This is a genomic window from Kineosporia sp. R_H_3 (assembly GCF_002198675.1).
Classification (GTDB): domain Bacteria; phylum Actinomycetota; class Actinomycetes; order Actinomycetales; family Kineosporiaceae; genus R-H-3.
The window spans coordinates 1-18,892 of record NZ_MWLL01000213.1; the positions used below are offsets into that span (position 1 = coordinate 1).

Sequence of the window (18,892 nt, forward strand, 5' to 3'; positions counted from 1 at the left end):
GGCTGCCGGCCGTCGTCGCCCCGGGTGCGTCGGGCCCGCCGTCCGGCCGCCACGGGCACCGCGACAGGCACCGCCACGGGCACCGCGGAGGCCGGGCCGGAGCAGGCCACGACCGGCACCGTCCGCTCGACGGGCACCGAGCCGGCGGCCGCCGGCTTCGGCGGTGCGCTGCGCGCCGCGGCGGCCGACGCCGCGGCACCCGCGACCCCGGGCGCGCCCGCGACCGCGCTGAGCACGCCGGACCCTGTCGTCGAACAGGTCACCCGGCACCTGCTCGCGGCGCGGACGCTGCGCGACGGCACCCAGCGGTCGGTGCTGCACCTGACGCCCGACCACCTGGGGGCGGTGCGGGTCACGATCGACGTCCGCGCCGGTCAGGTCCGGCTCGACCTCGCGGCGTCGGACACGGCGCTCAGCGCGCTGAGCAACGACCTGCCGCAGCTGCGCAGCCAGCTCGCGGACGCCGGCCTCGACCTCGCCGACGTGACGCTCAACCGGCAGGACGCCGGTGGGGGCGACGGCCGGCGCCCGGGTCAGGAGCAGACCGCGTTCTCCGGCAACGGCTCCGGTGCCGACGCCGGTCGCACGGGCGGCGAGTCCGGCGGCCGGCAGCAGGCCCGGGCGGGCGAGCCTGTCGCGGAGCCGTTCGCCCGCAAGGGTTCCGCGGCGACGGCGCGGCCGGACGGCGGGCCCGACGCACCCGGGGCGACGACGGCCGGCAGCCAGGACGGGCCGATCGGCCGGGTCGACGTCCGGGTCTGACCCGCCGCCCCCCACGACCACCTCAGGAAGGACCAGACATGACCTCGATCCAGGCACTCGCGGCGGCGCGCACCGCGCTCGCCACGACCGCCACGGGCACGACGAAGAACGACGGCCCCGTCGGGACCATCGGTGTCAAGGAGACCGCGAAGACCGACCCGGCGAACGTGCTGGGCGGCCTCGACTCCGACGTCTTCCTCAAGCTCCTCGTGGCCCAGATGAAGTACCAGGACCCCACGAACCCGACCGACTCGACGGCGATGCTCGCGCAGACCGCGCAGTACACCGTCGTGGAGAAGCTCTCCGAGCTGTCGAAGCTGGACCAGAAGGTGCTCGACGCCTCCAACGCGCAGTCCGCCGCCTCGATGCTCGGCCGGACCGTCACGTGGAAGGACGTCTCGGGCAACGCGCACACCGGGGTCGTCACCGCGACGTCCTGGGGCAGCACGACGCCGAACCTCACCGTCGGCACGAGCACCTTCTCCCTCGACGACGTGACGAGCGTCGCGACGACGCCGGACCCGGCGCCGACCACCTGACCGTCCCCTGACCGGGCGAAACCCGCACCACCGCACGGCACCACCGCACAGCACCACCGCACCAGCACCACCTGCGCGCAACGGACTCGCGCAGCCCTTCACGGCACGGATGCCGCTGCACCACCCGATCCCTGGAGGAATCCGTGCTCCGCTCCCTCTTCTCCGGCATCACCGGCCTGCGTCAGCACCAGACGCTCATGGACGTCGTCTCGAACAACATCTCCAACGTCAACACGACCGGCTTCAAGAGCAGCTCCGTCGTCTTCGAGGACACGCTGAGCCAGCTCGTCAAGCCCGCGGGCTCGGCGACGGCCACGAACGGCGGCGTCAACCCGGCGCAGGTCGGTCTCGGCGTCCAGCTCGGGGCGATCATGACGAACTTCGGCCAGGGCTCGGCGCAGAACACCGGCCGCTCGACCGACCTCATGATCCAGGGCGACGGCTTCTTCGTCGTCCGCTCCGGCACCGAGACGGCGTTCACCCGCGCGGGCGCGTTCTCGTTCGACAGCAACGGCACGCTCGTCACCCCGGAGGGCCGGGTCGTCCAGGGCTGGGCCGGCGCCGCCGGCGTCGTCAACACCGACAACCCGATCGGGGACATCACGCTGCCCACCGGCACGCTGCTGCCGCCGGTCGCGTCGACCACCGTGACCGCGGGCGGCAACATCACCGCCGGCACGACGACGACGCTGACCCTCGGCGCGACCGCGTACGACGTCCAGGGCAAGTCGCACGCGCTGAGCGTGGCGCTGGTCTGGAACTCCACGAACCTCAACTACGACGTGACGATCACCGACCAGACCGACGGCACGAGCGTCGGGACGGCCGGCGTCCTCGCGTTCGACAACACGGGCGCCTACGACGCGACGAACTCGATCGTGCCGAGCATCCAGTTCAACGACGGCGCCGGCGCCACGCCGCTCACCACGGTGAACATCGACCTCAGCGGAGCCACGAACTTCGGCGGCCCGAAGTCGCTGGCGGTCACCCAGACGGACGGCAACTCGGCCGGCACGCTCCAGCAGTTCCAGATCCAGGCCGACGGCACGATCCTGGGGATGTTCAGCAACGGCGAGAAGCAGATCATGGCGCAGGTCGCGCTGGCGAACTTCAACAACCCCATGGGGCTGGAGAAGACCGGCGAGACCATGTTCCGCGCGACGACCAACTCCGGGCTGGCCCAGGTCGGCATCCCCGGCTCGGGCGGTCGCGGCGACCTGCTCGGCGGCTCGATCGAGATGAGCAACGTCGACCTCGCGCAGGAGTTCACCAACCTCATCGTCGCCCAGCGCGGCTTCCAGGCGAACTCCAAGGTCATCACGACGAGCGACCAGATGCTCCAGGACCTCGTCGACCTCAAGCGCTGACGCCGTCCGACCCCGCGCCGGGCCCGTCGACGACGGGCCCGGCGCAGGCGGCCGCGGGCTCAGCGCCGGCCGCCCGCGGCACGCAAGGGCCGTCCGGGTGACGGGCCGCCGGGACGGACCCGAACGCTCAACACCGCGGCCGTCGTGCCGAACAGACACGTGGGACCACGGAAGGGTCCCCACCGACACAGCCAGGGACGGACGCCGTGATCATGCTCACCCGCCTCGGCGGCCACGAGATGGCCGTCAACCCCGACCTCATCGAGAGGGCGGAGTCGACGCCCGACACCGTCATCACCATGGTGGACGGCCACAAGCTCATCGTGGCCGAGTCGGTCGACGAGGTGGTCGACCGCGTCCGCCGCTGGCGCGCGTCGGTGGCGGCCGAGGCCTTCGTCATCTCCCACGAGGACGAGCCGGCGGCCGTGCCGTCAGGTGCCACCGCAGGCGGGGCCGCGCTGGCCCAGGTGCTCCGCATGCCGAGCCGGGAGGCCTGACCGTGGATCCGGCAACCATCGGCGGTATCGCCGTCGCCTTCGTGGCGATCATCGGTTCGATGATCCTCGAAGGCGGCAACCCTGCCGCCCTCATCGCCCCCGCCGCCCTGCTGCTCATCTTCGTCGGGTCGCTGTGCGCCGCGCTCGCGTCGACGACGGTGCCCAACATGATGGGCGCCTTCAAGTGGCTCGTCTACGCCATGACGGCGAAGAAGCCCGACTTCGAGGGTGTCATCGAGCCGCTCGTGAAGATGGCCGAGCGCGCGCGCCGCGAGGGCCTGCTGGCCCTGGAGTCGGAGATGGAGAAGGTCGAGGACCCCTTCATGCGCAAGGGGCTCCAGATGGCCGTCGACGGCACCGACCCGGACGACCTCTACGACATCCTCTCCGCCGAGGTGAAGGCGAAGAAGGGCTCCGCGAAGGCGGCGGCCGCCTTCTGGACCGACTGCGGCGGCTACGCGCCGACCATCGGCATCATCGGCACGGTCATGGGTCTCATCCACGTCCTCGAGAACCTCTCCGAGCCGGACAAGCTCGGCCACCTCATCGCCGCGGCCTTCCTCGCGACCCTGTGGGGCATCCTCTCCGCCAACGTCATGTTCCTGCCGTTCGGCAAGCGGGTCGTCAAGGTCGGCGAGAACGACGCCGCCCGGATGGAGCTCGTCATCGACGGCGTCCTCGCGATCCAGGCCGGCTCGAACCCGCGCGTCGTCGCGACGAAGCTGCGCTCGAAGATGCCGCAGATCCTGCCGGCCGCGGTGCCGGACGCGGCGTGAGCGTCATGACCGGGACCGGACCATGAGCGGCGGCGGCGGGCACGGCGGCGGCGGCAAGCGCCGCGGCCACGAGGAGGAGCACGAGGAGCACGAGAACCACGAGCGCTGGCTCGTCTCGTACGCCGACATGATGACCCTGCTCATGGTGCTCTTCATCGTCATGTTCGCCATCAGCCAGGTCGACCAGAAGAAGTTCATGGCCCTGAAGACCGGCCTGTCGGCCGGCTTCGGCGCGCCGGTGGCGATGCTCAACGGGGCCGACCAGATGCTCAGCGTCGGCGGCTCCGTCGCGCCCGACAGCGTCAACCTCTCCGGCAGCGCCGGCGGGCCGAAGGCGCCCGAGATCGCGACGACGTCGGTGAACCCCGAGGCCGTCGCGGAGCTGCAGAAGGCGACCGAGAAGGCCGCGGTCGCCAAGGAGGTCGGCAAGCTCAAGAAGGCCCAGGAGGAGCTCCAGAAGGCGCTGGAGAAGGCCGGGCTCAAGGACGCCGCGAACTTCCGCTTCGACGAGCGCGGGCTCGTCGTGACGATCGCGACGGACAAGGTGCTCTTCGTCAGCGGCGACGCGACGCTCTCGCCCGAGGGCCGCCGGATCCTCGCGACGATCGCGCCGACGCTGAAGTCGCTCCCGAACCGGCTCTCCGTCGACGGGCACACGAACTCGATCCCGATCAGCACGGCCCGCTTCCCCTCGAACTGGGAGCTCTCGACCGACCGGGCCACCGGCGTCCTGCGCTTCCTCGCGAGCAGCGAGGGGATCCCCGCGGACCGGATGTACGCCACCGGGTTCGCCGACACCAAGCCGCTCGTCAAGAAGTCCGACCCGCGGGCCAACGTCCGCAACCGCCGGGTGGAGATCGTCGTCCTCGCCGCGCTCGACAACGCCGCCGGCCGCGCGGTCGCCGCCCTCGGCAACTCGCCCGAGGCGACGGCCCCGGAGGCGACGGCCCCGGAGACGTCGGGGACGTCGTCCGGCACGTCGTCCGGCACGTCGGAGGCCGACACGTCCGGCAGCACGGCCGCCGAGACCGGGGCGCACTGACCCCGACCGCGGCACCGCACCCGTAGGCGTCCCGCAGGACCCGGCCGTAGCCGGTGGGGTCGGCGACGTGCGCCGTGAGCACGCTCNGTAGGCACCCCGCCCGCAGACACCCGCCCGCAGACACCCGCACGACAGCACACCGAGGAGGACACCGTGGCCGCGAAGACCGAAGACGCGGAGACCAAGGAAGAGGAGAAGGAGGCGAAGGGAGGCGGCGGCAAGCTGAAGCTGATCCTCATGGTCCTGCCCATGCTGCTGCTCGTCCTGGCGCTGGTGTACTTCCTCGTCCTCAAGAAGACGCCGACCCCCGAGGAGGTGGCGGCGGCCGCCGAGGAGGCCGCCAAGCCGGTCCCGGGCATCGTCGTGCCGCTGGACAACATCACGATCAACCTCGAGGGCGCGCACTTCCTCCAGCTCGGCATGACGCTCCAGGCGTCGGCCGACGTCGCGGAGGCACCGTCGGGGGCGAAGGCGCTCGACGCGGCGATCTCGCTCTACAGCGGGATGGCCATCGACGAGATCGCCGACGCGAAGGGCCGGGACAAGACGAAGAAGGAGCTGGTCGAGAAGGTCTCCGAGCTCTACGAGAAGGAGATCTACGACATCTACTTCACGACGTTCGTCTACCAGTAGGCCGCCCCTGTGCTCACGCAGCGTGCAGGCGCCTGGTCCGTGCGGGCGAGCCGCGCCCGGCCGCGGCCCCGCACGGCTCAAGGAAGGACCCCACGGGTCCGAAGTGAAACCACGTGGGGTCCTCCGATCAGGCGACCGCGGTGACACGACCGCGGCGCGGCGAAGCGCGTACGTACGACTTCCGTCGTCCGGTACGGCTCGCCCGCGAGCACTCGCACATGCTCCGCGTGGCGATGCAGACCTGGAGCCGGCAGGCGACGACCCTTCTCACGACGAGCCTGCGGGTGGTGTGCCAGCTGAGCAACGCGCAGATCGAGGAGCTCAGCTACGACGAGTTCCTCACCGGGATGCCGGACCAGAGCGTCTGCGCCGTCGTCACCCTCGACCCGCTGCCCGGCAAGGCCCTCATCAGCCTCGACCTGCCCGCCGTGCTGACGATGATCGACCACCAGCTCGGCGGTCCCGGCGGCCCCGACCAGCCGGACCGGCCGCTCACCGACATCGAGCAGTCGATCACCAAGACGCTGCTCACCCGGCTGCTCCGCGAGCTCACGTACGCGTTCGAGACGATCGCCCACGTCGAGCCGCACCTCATCGCCATCGAGTCCGACGCGCGGTTCGTCCAGGCCGCGCTGCCGACGGACCCGGTCGTCGTCGCCCGCCTGGACCTCGTCATCGGGCAGCTCGAGAGCAGCGTCGAGTTCTGCCTGCCGTTCGCGATGCTCGCACCGTCCCTGGAGGCCATGACCCGCTCGCAGGAGAGCGGGGACAAGACGCGTGTCCGGCTCGAGGCGGCCGAGCGCACGCAGCAGCGGCTCTCGGACGTCCAGGTGGACGTCCGGGTGCGCTTCGAGCCGGTCCGCCTGCCGAGCGAGCAGGTCGGCCGGATCGCCGTCGGCGACGTCATCGCCCTGCACCACCCCGCGACCCGGCCGCTGTCCGTCACCTCGGCGGCGACCGAGTTCGCCCGCGCCGTCCCCGGGGCCTCCGGGCGCAAGCTCGCCGTGCTCATCACCGACGCCCTCGCGGAGAAGCCGTGAACGCGCCGGTCGCCTCGCTCCTGCGCACGCACCACGTGAAGGACATGACATGACGTTCTCCGCCTCACCACTCGTCCCCGACCAGCGGCAGCCGGTCGACGACGCGTGGAAGCCGGCCGCCCAGCTCGTGCTGTCGGCGGTCGCCGAGGCGTCGGCGCAGGTCCCCAGCGCGGAGCCGCTCGTCCCCGACGCACCGGTCGCCGACGCGTCCGCCGTGACGATGCCGGACCCCGCCGGCGCGGCCGTCACGGCCGTCCTCGGCGGCGGGCTCGACGGGACGCTGCTCGTCGTCGTCGGTGCCGAACTCGTCGAGGCCCTCCAGGGGACGCCGTTCGGCGACCTCGAGCCCGCGCAGGCGCTGCGGCCCGCCCTCGAGGCGCTCGCGACGGCGCTCGGCGGCCGGCTCGAGAGCTCCCCGACCGCCGTCGACGTCGCGGACTGCCTCGAGGTCGTCACCGCCGGGCCGATCACCGTCCTCGTGCCGCTGCTCGGCGGCGAGACCGTGCACGCGCTCGTCGCCGTCCGGCTCGACGGGCTGCCCGGCGCCGCCGCGCCAGCGGCCGCCGCCGCGGGCACCCCGACCGCCGGCCAGGCCGCGCGGAGCTGGGGCATCGACATGCTCCGCGACGTCGAGATGGAGGTGACCTGCGAGCTCGGCCGCACGAAGATGACCGTCCGCCAGCTGCTCGCGCTCTCCCCCGGCGACGTGGTCGAGCTCGACCGGCTCGCCGGTGCGCCGGCCGACCTGCTCGTCAACGGCACCCTGCTCGCGCGCGGCGAGGTCGTCGTCGTCGACGAGTCGTTCGGCCTGCGGATCACCGAGATCGTCACCAAGGACGCGACATGACGGGGCGCGGCACGACCGCGTCCCGCCGGGCAGCCAGGACGGCGCCCCGGACCCCGGCCAGGACGGCACTGCCTGCGAGGGGCCCGGAGTGAGCGGCGACGGCGCGGCGATGCTCCTGCGGGTGGTCGCCTCGCTCGTCGTGGTCCTCGTCCTCGCCCTCATCGCCGCCCGCCTCGCGAAGCGCGCCGGCGTGCGCGGCGACGGCGCCGGCCTGCGCGTCGTCGACCGGGTCGGGCTGACCCGGGAGACCGCCGTCGCCGTCGTCGAGGTCGCGGGGCGCGTCCTCGTGCTCGGCACCGGCACCCACGGCGTCAGCCTGCTCGCCGAGCTCGACCCGGCCGAGGTCGCCCTCGCCCGCCGGGAGAAGCGCGCCCCGGAGCCCGGCAAGGTCACCGTGACCCGCGTCGTCGCGCCGGGCACCGCCGTCCCCGTGCAGCGCACGGCGGCCGGTCCGCGGACCACCGCCCGGCCCGCCGCCGGGCCCACGACCCGGCGCGGCAGCGGCGCCGTCCTCGACCCGCGCACGTGGCGCCAGGGCGTCGACGCCCTGCGCGACCTCACCGTCAGGCGGGGGTGAGCCCGGTGACCCGTCCGCCCCGCGGTCTACGCCCCGGCCGCGTGCTGCGGCTCGGCGCCGCGCTCGCCGTCTGCGCCGGCGCACTGCTCGCACCGACCGCGTCCTCGGCGTTCGCCGGCCCGCAGGCGACCCCGGTCGCCGCTGCGACGTCGTCCGCCACCCAGACCGTGGACGCCGTCCCGGTCGCCTTCGCGGTGCCGCGCGCCGCCCCGGACGGGCCGGCGGGACCGACGAACCCCGACGACCCGAGCATCACCGTCGGCCTGCCCGGCGAGCCGAGCCGCGTCGTCCAGATCATCGTCCTCATCACGGTGCTCGGCGTCGCACCGTCGGTGCTGCTGCTGTGCACGTCGTTCACGAAGATCGTCGTGGTGCTGTCCCTGACCCGCAGCGCCCTCGGCACGATGAGCATCCCGCCGAACCAGGTGCTCGTCGGCCTGGCGCTGTTCCTGTCGCTGTTCGTCATGGGACCGACGCTCGACCAGATGCAGTCCGAGGGGCTCAAGCCCTACCTGGACGGCACGAAGACCTCGACGCAGGCCTACCGGGACGGCGTCGTGCCGCTGCGGACGTTCATGCTCGAGCACACCCGCGACGAGGAGCTCGCGCTCATGGTCAAGGCGGCCGACCAGCCGCTGCCGAAGGACCGCACGAGCGTCGAGCTGCGGACGCTGATCCCGGCCTTCGTGCTCTCCGAGCTGAGGGCGGCGTTCATCATCGGCTTCGTCGTCTTCCTGCCGTTCCTCGTCGTCGACATCGTCGTGAGCGCCGTCCTCATGTCCCTCGGCATGGTGATGCTGCCGCCCTCGCTCGTCTCGCTGCCCTTCAAGCTCCTGCTCTTCGTGCTCGTCGACGGCTGGTCGCTCATCGTCACGACCCTCATCTCGAGCTACCGGTAGGGGCGGACATGGACGCGGACATCGTGCACATGGTCGCCACGGCGCTCCTCACCGCCGTGAAGGTCGCCGGCCCGATCCTCGTCGCGACGCTCGTCATCGGCCTCGTCGTCTCGATCGTCCAGTCGGCGACGCAGATCCAGGAGCAGACGCTCTCCTTCGTGCCGAAGCTGCTCGTCGCGGCGCTCGTGCTCGTCGTCACCGGGTCCTGGACCTTGCGCGTGCTCACCGGCTTCACCCGGGCCGTCTTCGAGAGCGTCCCGACGCTGCTGGGGAGCTGAGCCGTGTCCGGGCTCGAGCTCAGCCTCGGCGAGGCGACCCTCGCGGGCTTCCTCGTCGCCCTCGCGCGGACCGCGGGGTTCGTCCTCGTCGCGCCGCCGTTCAGCACGCGCGCGGTGCCCGCCAGGATCAGGGCCGGCTTCGCGCTGGCGCTCGCCCTGCCGCTGTCGACGTTCACCGTGCCCGTCGCCCCGAGGCTGGACTCCACGTCGCTGCTGCTCGCGATGACCGGCCAGGTCGTCATGGGGGCGCTGCTCGGGTTCTTCGTCCTCGTCGCGATGGCGACGATCCAGGCGATCGGCGACATCATCGACGCCGTCGGCGGCTTCCAGATGGCGATGGGCCTGGACCCGCTCCAGCTCGTGCAGGCCTCGGTGATGGGCCGGCTGCACCAGCTCACGGGCACGGTGCTGCTCTTCGCCACCGGGGGCCACCTCGTGGTCCTGCACGGGCTGGCCGCGTCGGTGGAGGCGATGCCGACGCCGAAGCTCGACATGGACCAGGTCGCCCGGGCCGTGACGACGCACGTCGTCAACCTGTTCGCCGGGGCGGTCGAGGTGGCGGCGCCGATCCTCGCGGTGATGCTCGTCGCGGACGTCGCGCTCGGGCTGCTCACCCGGGCCGCACCGGCGCTCAACGCCTTCTCGCTGGGGTTCCCGCTGAAGATCCTGTTCACCCTCCTCGTCGCCGGCCTCGTGGTCGCCCGGCTGCCGGACGTCGTCGAGCGGGTCGTCACGGACGCGACGATCACGAACCTCGAGCTGTCCGGCGCCCGCGGCGGGGGGTGAGACGCGATGTCGGACAAGGACGGCAAGACCGAGAAGCCGACAGCCAAGAAGCTCCGCGACGCCCGCAAGGAGGGGCAGTTCGCGCGCACCCCGGACGCCGCGACGTGGATGGGGGTGGCCGGCGCCGCCGCGCTCCTGCCGCTGAGCGCCCGGCTCGTGGCGGACGGCGTCCGCGAGATGCTCGCCCACCTGCCGGACCTCGGGCGCACCCCGACCCCGGACGCCGCGCTGGAGGCCCTCGCTCTCATGCCGCAGGTCGTGCTCCTCGCCGCGGCCCCGATGTGCCTCGGCGCGATGGTCGGCGCGATCCTCGGCACGGTGGCCCAGGGGGTGCACCCGTCGGCGAAGGTCATGAAGTTCAAGGGGAACCGGCTGAGCCCCAAGGAGGGCATCAAGCGGATGTTCGGCCCCCGCGCGTCGTGGGAGGCCGTCAAGGCGCTGCTCAAGGTCGCGACGATCGCGGTCGTCGTCTGGGTGCTCGCGAAGTCGCTGCTGCCCGATCTGCTGTCGGGGGCGCTGCCGCTGGGCACCGTGGCGCTGCGGACCAAGGACGGCCTCGAGACGCTGCTCTGGTCGACCGCCGTCGTCGGCCTGCTGCTCTCGCTCGCCGACTACGCCGTCCAGCGCCGGACCGTCATGAAGCAGCTCATGATGACGCCGCGCGACATCAAGGACGAGATGAAGCAGACCGAGGGCGACCCCATGCTCAAGGGTGCGATCCGGTCACGGCAGATGGCGATGAGCCGTAACCGGATGCTCTCGGCCGTCACGGACGCCGACGTCGTCCTCGTCAACCCGACGCACTTCGCCGTCGCGCTCATGTACGAGCCGGCCCGCGGCGCGCCCCGGGTCGTCGCCAAGGGTGCCGGGGCCCTCGCGCTGAAGATCCGCGAGAAGGCCCGCGAGGCGAAGGTGCCGATCGTCGAGGACAAGCCGCTGACCCGCACGCTCTACCGGGTCTGCGACCTCAACGACGAGATCCCCAGCGAGCTCTACATGGCCGTCGCCCGGATCCTCGCGTTCGTCATGGCCGCGGGGCGCCCCGGCGGGTCGGCCGCGCGCCGGCCCGGCCCGAGCAAGGACCTGCCCGACCTGCCGACGAAGTCGCAGCTGCGGGCGCGGCGGGTCCGCGAGCAGCGCGACGCGCGGGCGAGCAGCCGGGCCTGAGCCGAGGCCCGTGCGGGTCACGCGTCGAGCGCCACCGCCGTCGCGACCGCGGCGGCCACGGTGCCCGGCCCGACGAGGGCCTCGACGTCGAGCGCGGTGTCCGCGAGCTTGAGGACGTGCTCGCCGCCGTGGGCCAGCGCGAGCTCCCACGGGTCGGCCGGTGCGGCGACGTCGAGCGGCTGCCGGTCGGCGGGCGCGGGCGCGTAGGCGGCGAGCACCGCTGCGGTCGCGGCCCACGCCGTCCGGACGGCGACCGCGTGCTCCTGCGGCGGCAGCGACGGCAGCACCCGGAGGACGGCGTTCGGCGCGGTCGCGGCGTGGACGAGCATCGTCGGCTGCCCGACGGCGATCCTCGGGTAGGCCCGCACGACGGCGGCGACGACGTCGGCGAGGACGGCGGCCGCGTCTGCCGTGCTGCCGGGCGCGTCTGCCGTGCTGCCGGGCGCGTCTGCCGTGCTGCCGGGCGGGACTGCTGCGCTGAAAGGCGGGGCGGCGTCCGGCGCCGCGGCGGCAAGGTCACCGGCGGTCGGCCAGCCGGGCAGGCCGGGCAGCTGGGCGAGCCGGTCGCGGATCCCGCCGTCCTGCCGGGGGACCCGCGGGACCGCCTCGACGGCGGCGTCCACCCGCTGCTCGCGGGACGCCGTCCGGCCCCGCTCGCTGCCGAGCGGCCGGGCGAGGTCCACGCCGTCGAGCCCGGGGACCGGTTGCCAGCGGGCGGCCCAGTAGCCCAGGGCCTGCCCGAGCTCGTCGAGCCGCGGTGCCGTGACGTCGGCCCGCAGCGCCTCGACGGCGTGCCCGGTGCGGATGACGCCGTGGGTCGCGCCGGCCGCGATGCCGGGGAGCAGCCGCGGCCACCACGTGCGGAGCACCTGCTCCCACGGCTGCTCGCGGACGGTGCGGCGGAAGTGCTCCAGCCAGTCACCGAGCCGGGCGGGATCCCCGAGCGCCGCCCGCCACGCGTCGTCCGCGATCGGCCGGCCGGGCCCGGGGCGATCCTCGAGCCGCCGGGCGTACCCGTCGGTCCAGCGGTGGACGGCCGCGCCCGCGCCGCGCCGGGCCATCGCCTCGACGACCATCGGGCCGTGGTTGGAGAGCCAGCCGTCGAACTCGGGGCCGGTCCGGTGCAGGCGTTCGAGGGCCTCGTCGAGGGCGCCCCCGGGTGCACCGGGGCGGGAGCGGGTCGTCGTCATGGGTCCAGTGGACGACCTCCAGCGCACTTGAGGTCAAGAGCGCCGGTGGGCGCCGCTTCGGGACCGGCGGCCCGGCGTCGTCCGCGCACTGGCAGGCTGGTCCGGTGAGCCCGGGACTGAGGGTGGCCGCCGCCTGCGAACGGCACGGCACGGACGTCGTCGTCCGGGCCTGCCTCGAGGTGCTCGCCGGCCGTGAGGCCGAGCCCGAGATCGTCGAGGCGCTCGGCGGGGATCACGCGAGACAGCTTCTGGCCCAAGGGGTCCCGGAGGTGCACGCCTACTGGCTGCGGGTCTGGGGCGCCCGCGGGCTGCTCTACGCGTGGCCGACGGCCCAGGGCCCCGACGTGGACGACGCCCTCGCGGCGGCCACGACGGACCCGCACTGGCGGGTGCGGGAGATGGTCTGCAAGGTCGTCGCGAAGCGGGAGCGCGGCGACGTCCTCGAAGCGGTGCTGCCGCTGCGGGACGACCCGGTGGAGCGGGTCCGCCGTGCGGCGGGGCGGGCGGTCGTGCGGGTCACTGCGGCCGGGGGCTGACGGTGCCGACGATGCCGACCGCGGGGCCGGTCAGGCGGTCAGCGGACGCTGGTCCGGTCGCGGGGACGGTCGAGGGTGGCCTCGAGGCGGGAGACCGCCATGAGGAGCAACGCCATCGCCGGTAGGGCCGCGAAAGCAAAGATGATCGGCATGGTGTCCTCCCTGACAGCCGTGGACCCGCCGGACCGGGTCACTGCTTGATCGACGTCGCGAACGCGGCTCTGGATGCCTCCGCCGCCAACTTTCTGCGGTCGTTATCGAGTCGTGTCCTGCGCCGGCCCCGTCACCGGTGACGGCGCTCGCCGCCAGGGGTGCGTTACCCAGGGCGCAGCCGTTCACACCTGTCTCTCGCCGCCTGCCGGACCGAGACCGTGGACGCCGCCGTCGGCAACCGCTCCGTGGGGTCAGGCGGTGCGTTTCCAGGTGTCGTCGGGTGGTGCCTGGTTCCAGATCGGTGGTGTGAGGTCGATCGGGCTCAGCCCGCTCCGGTTCGGGCCGACGCCGCGGGCGTCCTCGTCCTCGTCCAGGGCGAGGCGTAGCTGCTGGCCGATCCGCTGTGCGGCGGCGTGCGTCTGATGGTGCAGGTTCCTCGTGCGGCGTCGTTGGGGGTCGATCCAGGACGGTGGCCGGACCCAAGGGATGCCGTCGAGCAGCTCGATCGCCCACAGGCCGGCGTGGACCTGCTGATGATGGGCCGGGCACAGGCTCACCAGGTTGTGCAGGTCCGTCCGACCGCCGTGTTCCCACGCCTGCAGGTGGTGGGCGTCGGTGCCCTCGTGCGGGACCGGGCACGCAGGGATCACACAGCCGCCGTCGCGGGCGGCGAGGGCTTTGCGTTGTGCCGGGGTGGCGAGCCGGTGTGCTCGTCCGACGTCGAGGGGTGCCCCGTTCGGGTCCAGCAGCACTCTCGTCAGCGTCGCCGTGCACGCCAGGTAGGCGAGCAGGTGGGCTCCGATCGGTCCGTGCCGGTGCAGCGTCGCGAACCCCGCCGCCCGACCGACCTGGCACGCGGCGGATGAGCCGGATCCGTTGCCGGAGAATGTCTCCGGGATCGAGCCAGCACCAGCCGAGCCAGCATCAGCGTCAGCACCCGCATCGACTTCGGCAGCGCCGCCGTCCGAACGGACAGCGGCGTCGGCGGTGGTTGTGTCGTCCGGATGGCCTCCTGCTCCGGCGGCGGCCCGCCGGCGGACCCGTTCCGCAGCCGCACCGGCGGCAGCGACCTGCTCCACCGTCGCGGTCACGAGCAGGTTCACCAGCGGCGAAGGCGCCTCACCCCCGCTGCCGCCGTTGAGGGCGGCACGCAGCAGTCCCATCACCGCGTCGTAGCGGCGCATCGCGACGGTCCGGTCGTCCTTGACCAGGGTGACCTGCTCGACGCCGGTGTCGTCGACGGTGAGGACCTCGCGGGCCGGTCGCGGCTTCCCCGCCGCCGAGAGCATCGCCGACAGCACCGCGGTGTCGGCGGGGGTCAGGGTCATCCGCAGGGAGCCCATGCCGGTGGAGTCCTTCACCAGCGAGAGGCCTCGCCGCAGGTGGGCGTCCTCGTCGAAGTCCTCCTCCCGGTCCGGGTCGAGGACCCGGACCAGTTCGTCGACGAGCCGGTGGATCGCCCGGACCGGGAACCGGCGGCACTGCTCGGCCAGGAACGCGTCCGCGATCTCCATCCCGGACCGCAGCTCACCCGTTGCTTCGTCCTCGAGTAGCACGACGCGGAGGCGTTTGGGGAGCCGGGCTACGGCGCGGACGCAGGCGTCGGCGTGCTCGCGGGTGATCTCACCCGCGGCGAGCGCGGCGCCGACCTGCGGCAGGCTCCCGGAGTCCGCGTCCAACGCGTGCGCGGCCCGCGCGTCGGCGTTCGCCCGACCCTGGTCCACGTTCAGGCGGCCGGTCAGGAACGCGGCCGCCACCTTGCCTTCGCTCGCGCCCGGGACCGCTTCGGGGCGTTCGTCGAGGACCTTGATCACCGCCAGTCGGGCCGCTTCGGCGGACGCCATCGCCCGGGTGAACGCCTCCACCACATCCCGCGCCTCACCGTCCGACAGCGACCACGCGCACCGCGACGCCTCCAGCACCACCGCCGTCGCGGCCCGCATCGCCTCCACCCCCGCGTGCAGGTCGTGCACCGGCAACGACCCGTCCGAGACCACGTGAGCAGCAGGCACCGCGGCGTCCGGCTCACTGCCGGGTACCTCGCCCCACGTCTGCTCATCGCTGCTCACGAGAACAACACTAGGGAGAGGGTCTGACAGTCTTGACCCTGCGAGACCCGTTCCAGCAGAACAACTTTGCGTCAGTGACCGTCACTCACACACAGTCGACGCGGCGCGACGACGCATGGATACGGGGTAGGGACGGGCACGAGCCGGAGGGGTGCCCGATGACGCCGGGCAGCGGACCTGCCGCGGCAGGCCGGGTGGAGCCCTTCCGCCGAATGACCTCTCCGTCCATCGACGGAGATCAAGGGGGTTGCCGCGCCAGCGGTAGTCGTCAGGGGGTGGATGCGCCGTGGACGTGGAACTTGATGATGCTGTAAAGCAGCATGTTGGGCATGGTCCGTCCGCACGCAAGGCAGCTGACACGGCCGTCGGTCTCGACCATCGCCGTCGCGTCTGCGGAGCAGAACCAGCTCCCGCCCCATCTGAACGATACGGCCGGGACGGCCTGCGGCGGCGTCTCGACGTACCGGTGGAGTTCCGACGCGACCGACGTGGAGAACTGCGTCCCCGTGGCGGAGCAGGTCAGCCAGCTATCGGACAGCTCGGTCGGACTCCCGCAGCACGGGCAGAAGATGCCGTTCACGGACTCGCGCGTCACCGCGTCTTCTCCGTCCCCGTCATCTGGACACTGTCCACCACGGCCGACCGGCATCGGCCGGGTGGCGCACGAGCAGCCGCTCGACGTCCGCGACCAGCTTCTCGACCGGTCGCCGACCGTCGAGCTCGACAGTGGCGCCGCGGCGCAGCAGCGGCTCCACGTCGCGGACGTTCCCGCGGATCTCGGCCTCCTGCTCGGGTGTCTGCCCGTAGAGGTTGTCCGTGCGTGCCCGCACGCGCTCCACGAGGACGTCGACCGGTGCGCTCAGGAGCACGACGGCGTCGAACGAGCCGTAGAAGCGCCCCTGGTTCTCCACGGTCCCCGACACGACGACGGTCGCGTGCCCGGCGAGCAGCGTCGACTTCCCGGCGCCCGACATTCCCGTGACGAGAACCCTGGCCATGACGCAGCGGCCTACGAGTCGGCCCGCTCCCCCGTGAGCCGCTCGAGCCGCGTGCGCAGCGACGGCACCCGGTGCCCGTTGCCGTGCAGCCCGATGTAGCGCTCCCCGAACGCCGCGAGCAGGGCGTCGTCGAGCCGCCGGACGGCGCCGGGCGGGTAGCGGTAGTCCATGCGGGCGTTGAGGTCGAGCTTGTTCACCGGGCGCAGCACCTCGCTCAGCTCGTCGAGCGAGGAGATCCCGAGCTCGAGGAGCAGGCCGGAGATCCAGGCGTAGTGGTCGGTGCGCGACCAGCCGGCGTCCGTGTACTGCCCGGCGAGGAAGGCCGCGAGGTCGCGCGGCTCGATCCGCGGGTCGTCCGCCTCGGACGTGTCGACCGGGCCGGCCTGGAGCCGTTCGCGGATCTCCGAGAACTCCCGGTCCGCCAGCTCGAGCAGGCCCGCCGCGAGCGTGAACCGGCGGTCGAACTCGCGGGCGTGCTCGGCGGGAACCCTTCCCTTGTACCGGATGTCGTGCTCGAACTCGGCCCACGCGTGCTGCAGCACCGTGCGGATCTGCACCGCGGCAACGGTTCCGCGGAGAAGCTCGTACCCGGGCTGCGCGGCCCGCTCGTCGTCGAGCGCCACGACGAGGTGCCGGCTCGAGTAGCCGAAGCGGCCCTGGCTGGCGGTCTCGCGGCCCATGTCCCGGTCGTCGCGGACGACGATCTGCTCGGCGAGCAGCCCGGCGACGGTCGCGACGTCCCCGAGGACGTACGTGATGACCCGGACCCCGATCTGGTCGGTGATCTCGGCGAGCGGGTCGGTGTACAGCGGGACCCCGTCGACCTCGCGGCCGGCCTTCTCGGCGAACGACTCGACGCTCTTCACCCGGCCGGTGATGTTGAGGTAGTTGATGCCCGCCTCGTCCAGCACGCCGGTCACGAGGTCGACCCAGGCCGCACCCGCGGCCCTGATCTCGGCCTGCCGGGCCGAGTACTCGCGCACGGCTGCGAGCACCGGCCCCTCGTCCTCCGCCGGCGCGGCCGCGGCGTCCGCGCCGGCGACCGCCGCCCGCGCCCCCCGCGCCAGCGGCACGAGGTCGGCGGGCAGCGTCGGCGTGACGATGTACCCGGTGTCGAGGTCGCCGTACGTCGTCACGTCGTCCCGGCGGCGCGCCGCGAACATCGCGACGTAGGCGCAGAGGACGGCGTCCACCTGGTCCTCGACGAGCCGCAGGTCGCTCTTGCGCCTGGCCGACGCCACCGCGGCGGCGAGGTCGCCCCACGACGACCCGGTGAGGTCGAGCGGCGGCGTCGCGTCCGCGAGCGACTCCAGGTGCCCCATGAGGGCGCCGAGCGCCGTCCGCAGCGACTCCAGCGTCCGGCCCGGCTTGTTCTTGTACTTGAGCGTGCGGCCGAGCCGCAACAGCGCGACCGTCGCCGGTTTCGGGTTGACCTCGATCGCGCGCCGGGCGCGCCGCGACCGCGGGTTCAGGTCGAGGCCGAGCGCGGCGACGACGGCCGCGCCGCGCGGGGTCCCGGTGAGCTCGGGCTTGGACGTGTTCGACGGGTGGGCGCCGGCGTCGAACCGGGCGAAGTCCTTGTTGAGCGCGGCCTCGGCGGGCCGGTTGCCGGTCGCGTTGCGGACGACGAGGGGCGCGTTGACGGCGACGAGGCACTCGCGCGTCGTGAAGGGCTTGAGGGCGTCGACCACCTCGGCGTCGGTGTGCACCGACTCGACGTGCACGAGCCGGCCGGAGCCGTCGAGGACGGCGAGCCCCGAGGTCCGGCGGTCGTCACGGGCGAGGTCGACTCCCACGAAGTGCACACCGCCAGCCTGCCCTATCCGGGCCTCGGCCCGGCACGCGACGAGCCGCGGCGGCCCGGGCCGCCGTCCGGCACCGCCCTCAGGCGTCCACCGACCCGCCGCACCGCCAGTACACGCCGCCCTCGCGGTCGAGGAACCCCTCCTCGACGAGGTACCGGCGCAGCGCCGCGACGTCCTCGTGGGAGCTGCGCAGGATCGCGTTGACCTCGGTCTCGGGGTAGTGCACCCCGGGCTCGAAGCGTTGGGCGAGGTGGTCGAGCACGACGAGTCGCTTGCTGTGCTTCGACGGGATCGAGGCGAGGCGTCCGTGCGCGTCGAGGAAGGCCCGCAGGACGACCTCGCGGTTGCGCAGCGCCTCCTCGAGCGGCACGCGTTCCATCACCTCAGGTTACGCGCGCCGCCCCCGGGACGTCAGTGCGGGACCGCGTCAGTTCGTGTTCGTGACGAGGTCCTCCCACACCGCGCGGGCGCCGGTGTCGCCGGTGACGACGGTCCAGCCGATCCCGAGCAGGGCGGCCACGACCGCGACGACGATGCCCACGGGCGCCAGCTTCGGCCGGTCCCGCAGGAGGTGGACGACGGCGGCCGCGGCGACGAGGAACAGCGCGAACAGCGGCATGACCTTGCCGTAGCCGACGTGGGTCTCCGCCAGCGGGTTCGCCCCGAGCTTGCCGATCCGGGCGTACAGCGCCTCACCGGACTGCCGCGCGACGAACGCCGCGACGAGGACCATGACGTTCCCGGCCAGGACCCACAGGGCGTAGCCGCGCCAGGCCGGCCGGACCGCCACGGCGACCGTCGCGATGGCCATGAGCGGCAGCAGGACGACGACGGCGTGCACGGCCAGCGGGTGGATCGGCAGACCGGCGATGGTGTCGAACACGGGGACCCCCAGGAGCTGGTGGACGGGGCGGGAAGGACGCAGCCACCG

22 protein-coding genes are annotated in these 18,892 nt (G+C 73.2%); 15 read left to right on the top strand and 7 right to left on the bottom strand.

The genetic code is table 11. The annotated features are described in order from the left end of the window. The 14 genes from ECOMGDLI_RS26735 to ECOMGDLI_RS26800 form a co-directional block, all read left to right on the top strand. Window positions 1-762 (top strand): flagellar hook-length control protein FliK (locus ECOMGDLI_RS26735; RefSeq protein WP_143447964.1); only part of this gene is annotated, 762 nt, incomplete at its 5' end. 38 nt (window positions 763-800) lie between these two features. Next, a complete protein-coding gene (locus tag ECOMGDLI_RS26740; protein WP_088319889.1) occupies window positions 801-1,301 on the top strand; it encodes a flagellar hook assembly protein FlgD in 501 nt (166 codons plus the stop codon). 143 nt (window positions 1,302-1,444) lie between these two features. Then, on the top strand, window positions 1,445-2,668 hold the full coding sequence (gene flgF / locus ECOMGDLI_RS26745; RefSeq protein ID WP_088319890.1) for a flagellar basal-body rod protein FlgF: 1,224 nt from the start codon (window positions 1,445-1,447) through the stop codon (window positions 2,666-2,668). Between the two features lie 212 nt (window positions 2,669-2,880). Then, window positions 2,881-3,165, top strand: a complete 285-nt coding sequence (locus tag ECOMGDLI_RS26750) for a flagellar FlbD family protein (RefSeq protein ID WP_233153645.1) — start codon at window positions 2,881-2,883, stop codon at window positions 3,163-3,165. 2 nt (window positions 3,166-3,167) lie between these two features. Further along, window positions 3,168-3,941, top strand: coding sequence for a flagellar motor protein (locus ECOMGDLI_RS26755; protein WP_088319892.1), 774 nt, complete (start codon window positions 3,168-3,170; stop codon window positions 3,939-3,941). A gap of 22 nt (window positions 3,942-3,963) precedes the next feature. Beyond that, a complete protein-coding gene (locus tag ECOMGDLI_RS26760; protein ID WP_088319893.1) occupies window positions 3,964-4,983 on the top strand; it encodes a flagellar motor protein MotB in 1,020 nt (339 codons plus the stop codon). Window positions 4,984-5,232: 249 nt separating this feature from the next. Continuing rightward, window positions 5,233-5,616, top strand: coding sequence for a flagellar basal body-associated protein FliL (gene fliL, locus ECOMGDLI_RS37050; protein ID WP_369812794.1), 384 nt, complete (start codon window positions 5,233-5,235; stop codon window positions 5,614-5,616). Between the two features lie 140 nt (window positions 5,617-5,756). After that, on the top strand, window positions 5,757-6,656 hold the full coding sequence (locus tag ECOMGDLI_RS26770; protein WP_158221171.1) for a flagellar motor switch protein FliM: 900 nt from the start codon (window positions 5,757-5,759) through the stop codon (window positions 6,654-6,656). 49 nt (window positions 6,657-6,705) lie between these two features. Then, on the top strand, window positions 6,706-7,503 hold the full coding sequence (gene fliN, locus ECOMGDLI_RS26775; RefSeq protein ID WP_088319896.1) for a flagellar motor switch protein FliN: 798 nt from the start codon (window positions 6,706-6,708) through the stop codon (window positions 7,501-7,503). An 88-nt stretch (window positions 7,504-7,591) separates the two neighbouring features. Next, the gene (locus ECOMGDLI_RS26780; protein ID WP_088319897.1) at window positions 7,592-8,080 is read left to right on the top strand and encodes a flagellar biosynthetic protein FliO; all 489 of its coding nucleotides are present in this window, start codon (window positions 7,592-7,594) and stop codon (window positions 8,078-8,080) included. Between the two features lie 5 nt (window positions 8,081-8,085). Further along, the gene (gene fliP, locus ECOMGDLI_RS26785; RefSeq protein WP_233153644.1) at window positions 8,086-8,979 is read left to right on the top strand and encodes a flagellar type III secretion system pore protein FliP; all 894 of its coding nucleotides are present in this window, start codon (window positions 8,086-8,088) and stop codon (window positions 8,977-8,979) included. An 8-nt stretch (window positions 8,980-8,987) separates the two neighbouring features. Beyond that, window positions 8,988-9,257 carry a flagellar biosynthetic protein FliQ gene (locus ECOMGDLI_RS26790; RefSeq protein ID WP_088319898.1) on the top strand — a complete coding sequence of 90 codons (270 nt, stop codon included), beginning with the start codon at window positions 8,988-8,990 and terminating at the stop codon, window positions 9,255-9,257. 3 nt (window positions 9,258-9,260) lie between these two features. Further along, complete coding sequence (locus tag ECOMGDLI_RS26795; RefSeq protein ID WP_088319899.1) at window positions 9,261-10,043, top strand: flagellar biosynthetic protein FliR; 783 nt, start codon at window positions 9,261-9,263, stop codon at window positions 10,041-10,043. Window positions 10,044-10,049: 6 nt separating this feature from the next. Next, the gene (locus tag ECOMGDLI_RS26800) at window positions 10,050-11,210 is read left to right on the top strand and encodes a flagellar biosynthesis protein FlhB (protein ID WP_088319900.1); all 1,161 of its coding nucleotides are present in this window, start codon (window positions 10,050-10,052) and stop codon (window positions 11,208-11,210) included. 17 nt (window positions 11,211-11,227) lie between these two features. On the opposite strand, the gene ECOMGDLI_RS26805 is transcribed toward ECOMGDLI_RS26800, so the two are convergent. Next, complete coding sequence (locus tag ECOMGDLI_RS26805; RefSeq protein ID WP_088319901.1) at window positions 11,228-12,400, bottom strand: questin oxidase family protein; 1,173 nt, start codon at window positions 12,398-12,400, stop codon at window positions 11,228-11,230. A gap of 104 nt (window positions 12,401-12,504) precedes the next feature. Between ECOMGDLI_RS26805 and ECOMGDLI_RS26810 the strand changes: the two genes are divergently transcribed. Beyond that, window positions 12,505-12,936, top strand: a complete 432-nt coding sequence (locus ECOMGDLI_RS26810; protein WP_143447965.1) for a HEAT repeat domain-containing protein — start codon at window positions 12,505-12,507, stop codon at window positions 12,934-12,936. Window positions 12,937-13,340: 404 nt separating this feature from the next. On the opposite strand, the gene ECOMGDLI_RS26815 is transcribed toward ECOMGDLI_RS26810, so the two are convergent. The 6 genes from ECOMGDLI_RS26815 to ECOMGDLI_RS26840 all read right to left on the bottom strand — a co-directional run bounded on the left by ECOMGDLI_RS26815 (window position 13,341) and on the right by ECOMGDLI_RS26840 (window position 18,844). After that, the gene (locus tag ECOMGDLI_RS26815) at window positions 13,341-15,158 is read right to left on the bottom strand and encodes an HNH endonuclease signature motif containing protein (RefSeq protein WP_143447966.1); all 1,818 of its coding nucleotides are present in this window, start codon (window positions 15,156-15,158) and stop codon (window positions 13,341-13,343) included. 268 nt (window positions 15,159-15,426) lie between these two features. Then, window positions 15,427-15,753, bottom strand: coding sequence for a hypothetical protein (locus tag ECOMGDLI_RS26820; protein WP_088319904.1), 327 nt, complete (start codon window positions 15,751-15,753; stop codon window positions 15,427-15,429). Window positions 15,754-15,772: 19 nt separating this feature from the next. Next, window positions 15,773-16,156 (bottom strand): ATP-binding protein, encoded by a 384-nt coding sequence (locus tag ECOMGDLI_RS26825; protein WP_088319905.1) that lies wholly within the window; start codon window positions 16,154-16,156, stop codon window positions 15,773-15,775. Window positions 16,157-16,167: 11 nt separating this feature from the next. Continuing rightward, window positions 16,168-17,961 (bottom strand): DUF429 domain-containing protein, encoded by a 1,794-nt coding sequence (locus ECOMGDLI_RS26830; RefSeq protein WP_088319906.1) that lies wholly within the window; start codon window positions 17,959-17,961, stop codon window positions 16,168-16,170. Between the two features lie 79 nt (window positions 17,962-18,040). After that, window positions 18,041-18,340, bottom strand: coding sequence for a DUF2087 domain-containing protein (locus ECOMGDLI_RS26835; protein ID WP_088319907.1), 300 nt, complete (start codon window positions 18,338-18,340; stop codon window positions 18,041-18,043). A 48-nt stretch (window positions 18,341-18,388) separates the two neighbouring features. Beyond that, complete coding sequence (locus ECOMGDLI_RS26840; protein ID WP_088319908.1) at window positions 18,389-18,844, bottom strand: DUF2231 domain-containing protein; 456 nt, start codon at window positions 18,842-18,844, stop codon at window positions 18,389-18,391. Window positions 18,845-18,892 lie beyond the last annotated feature (48 nt).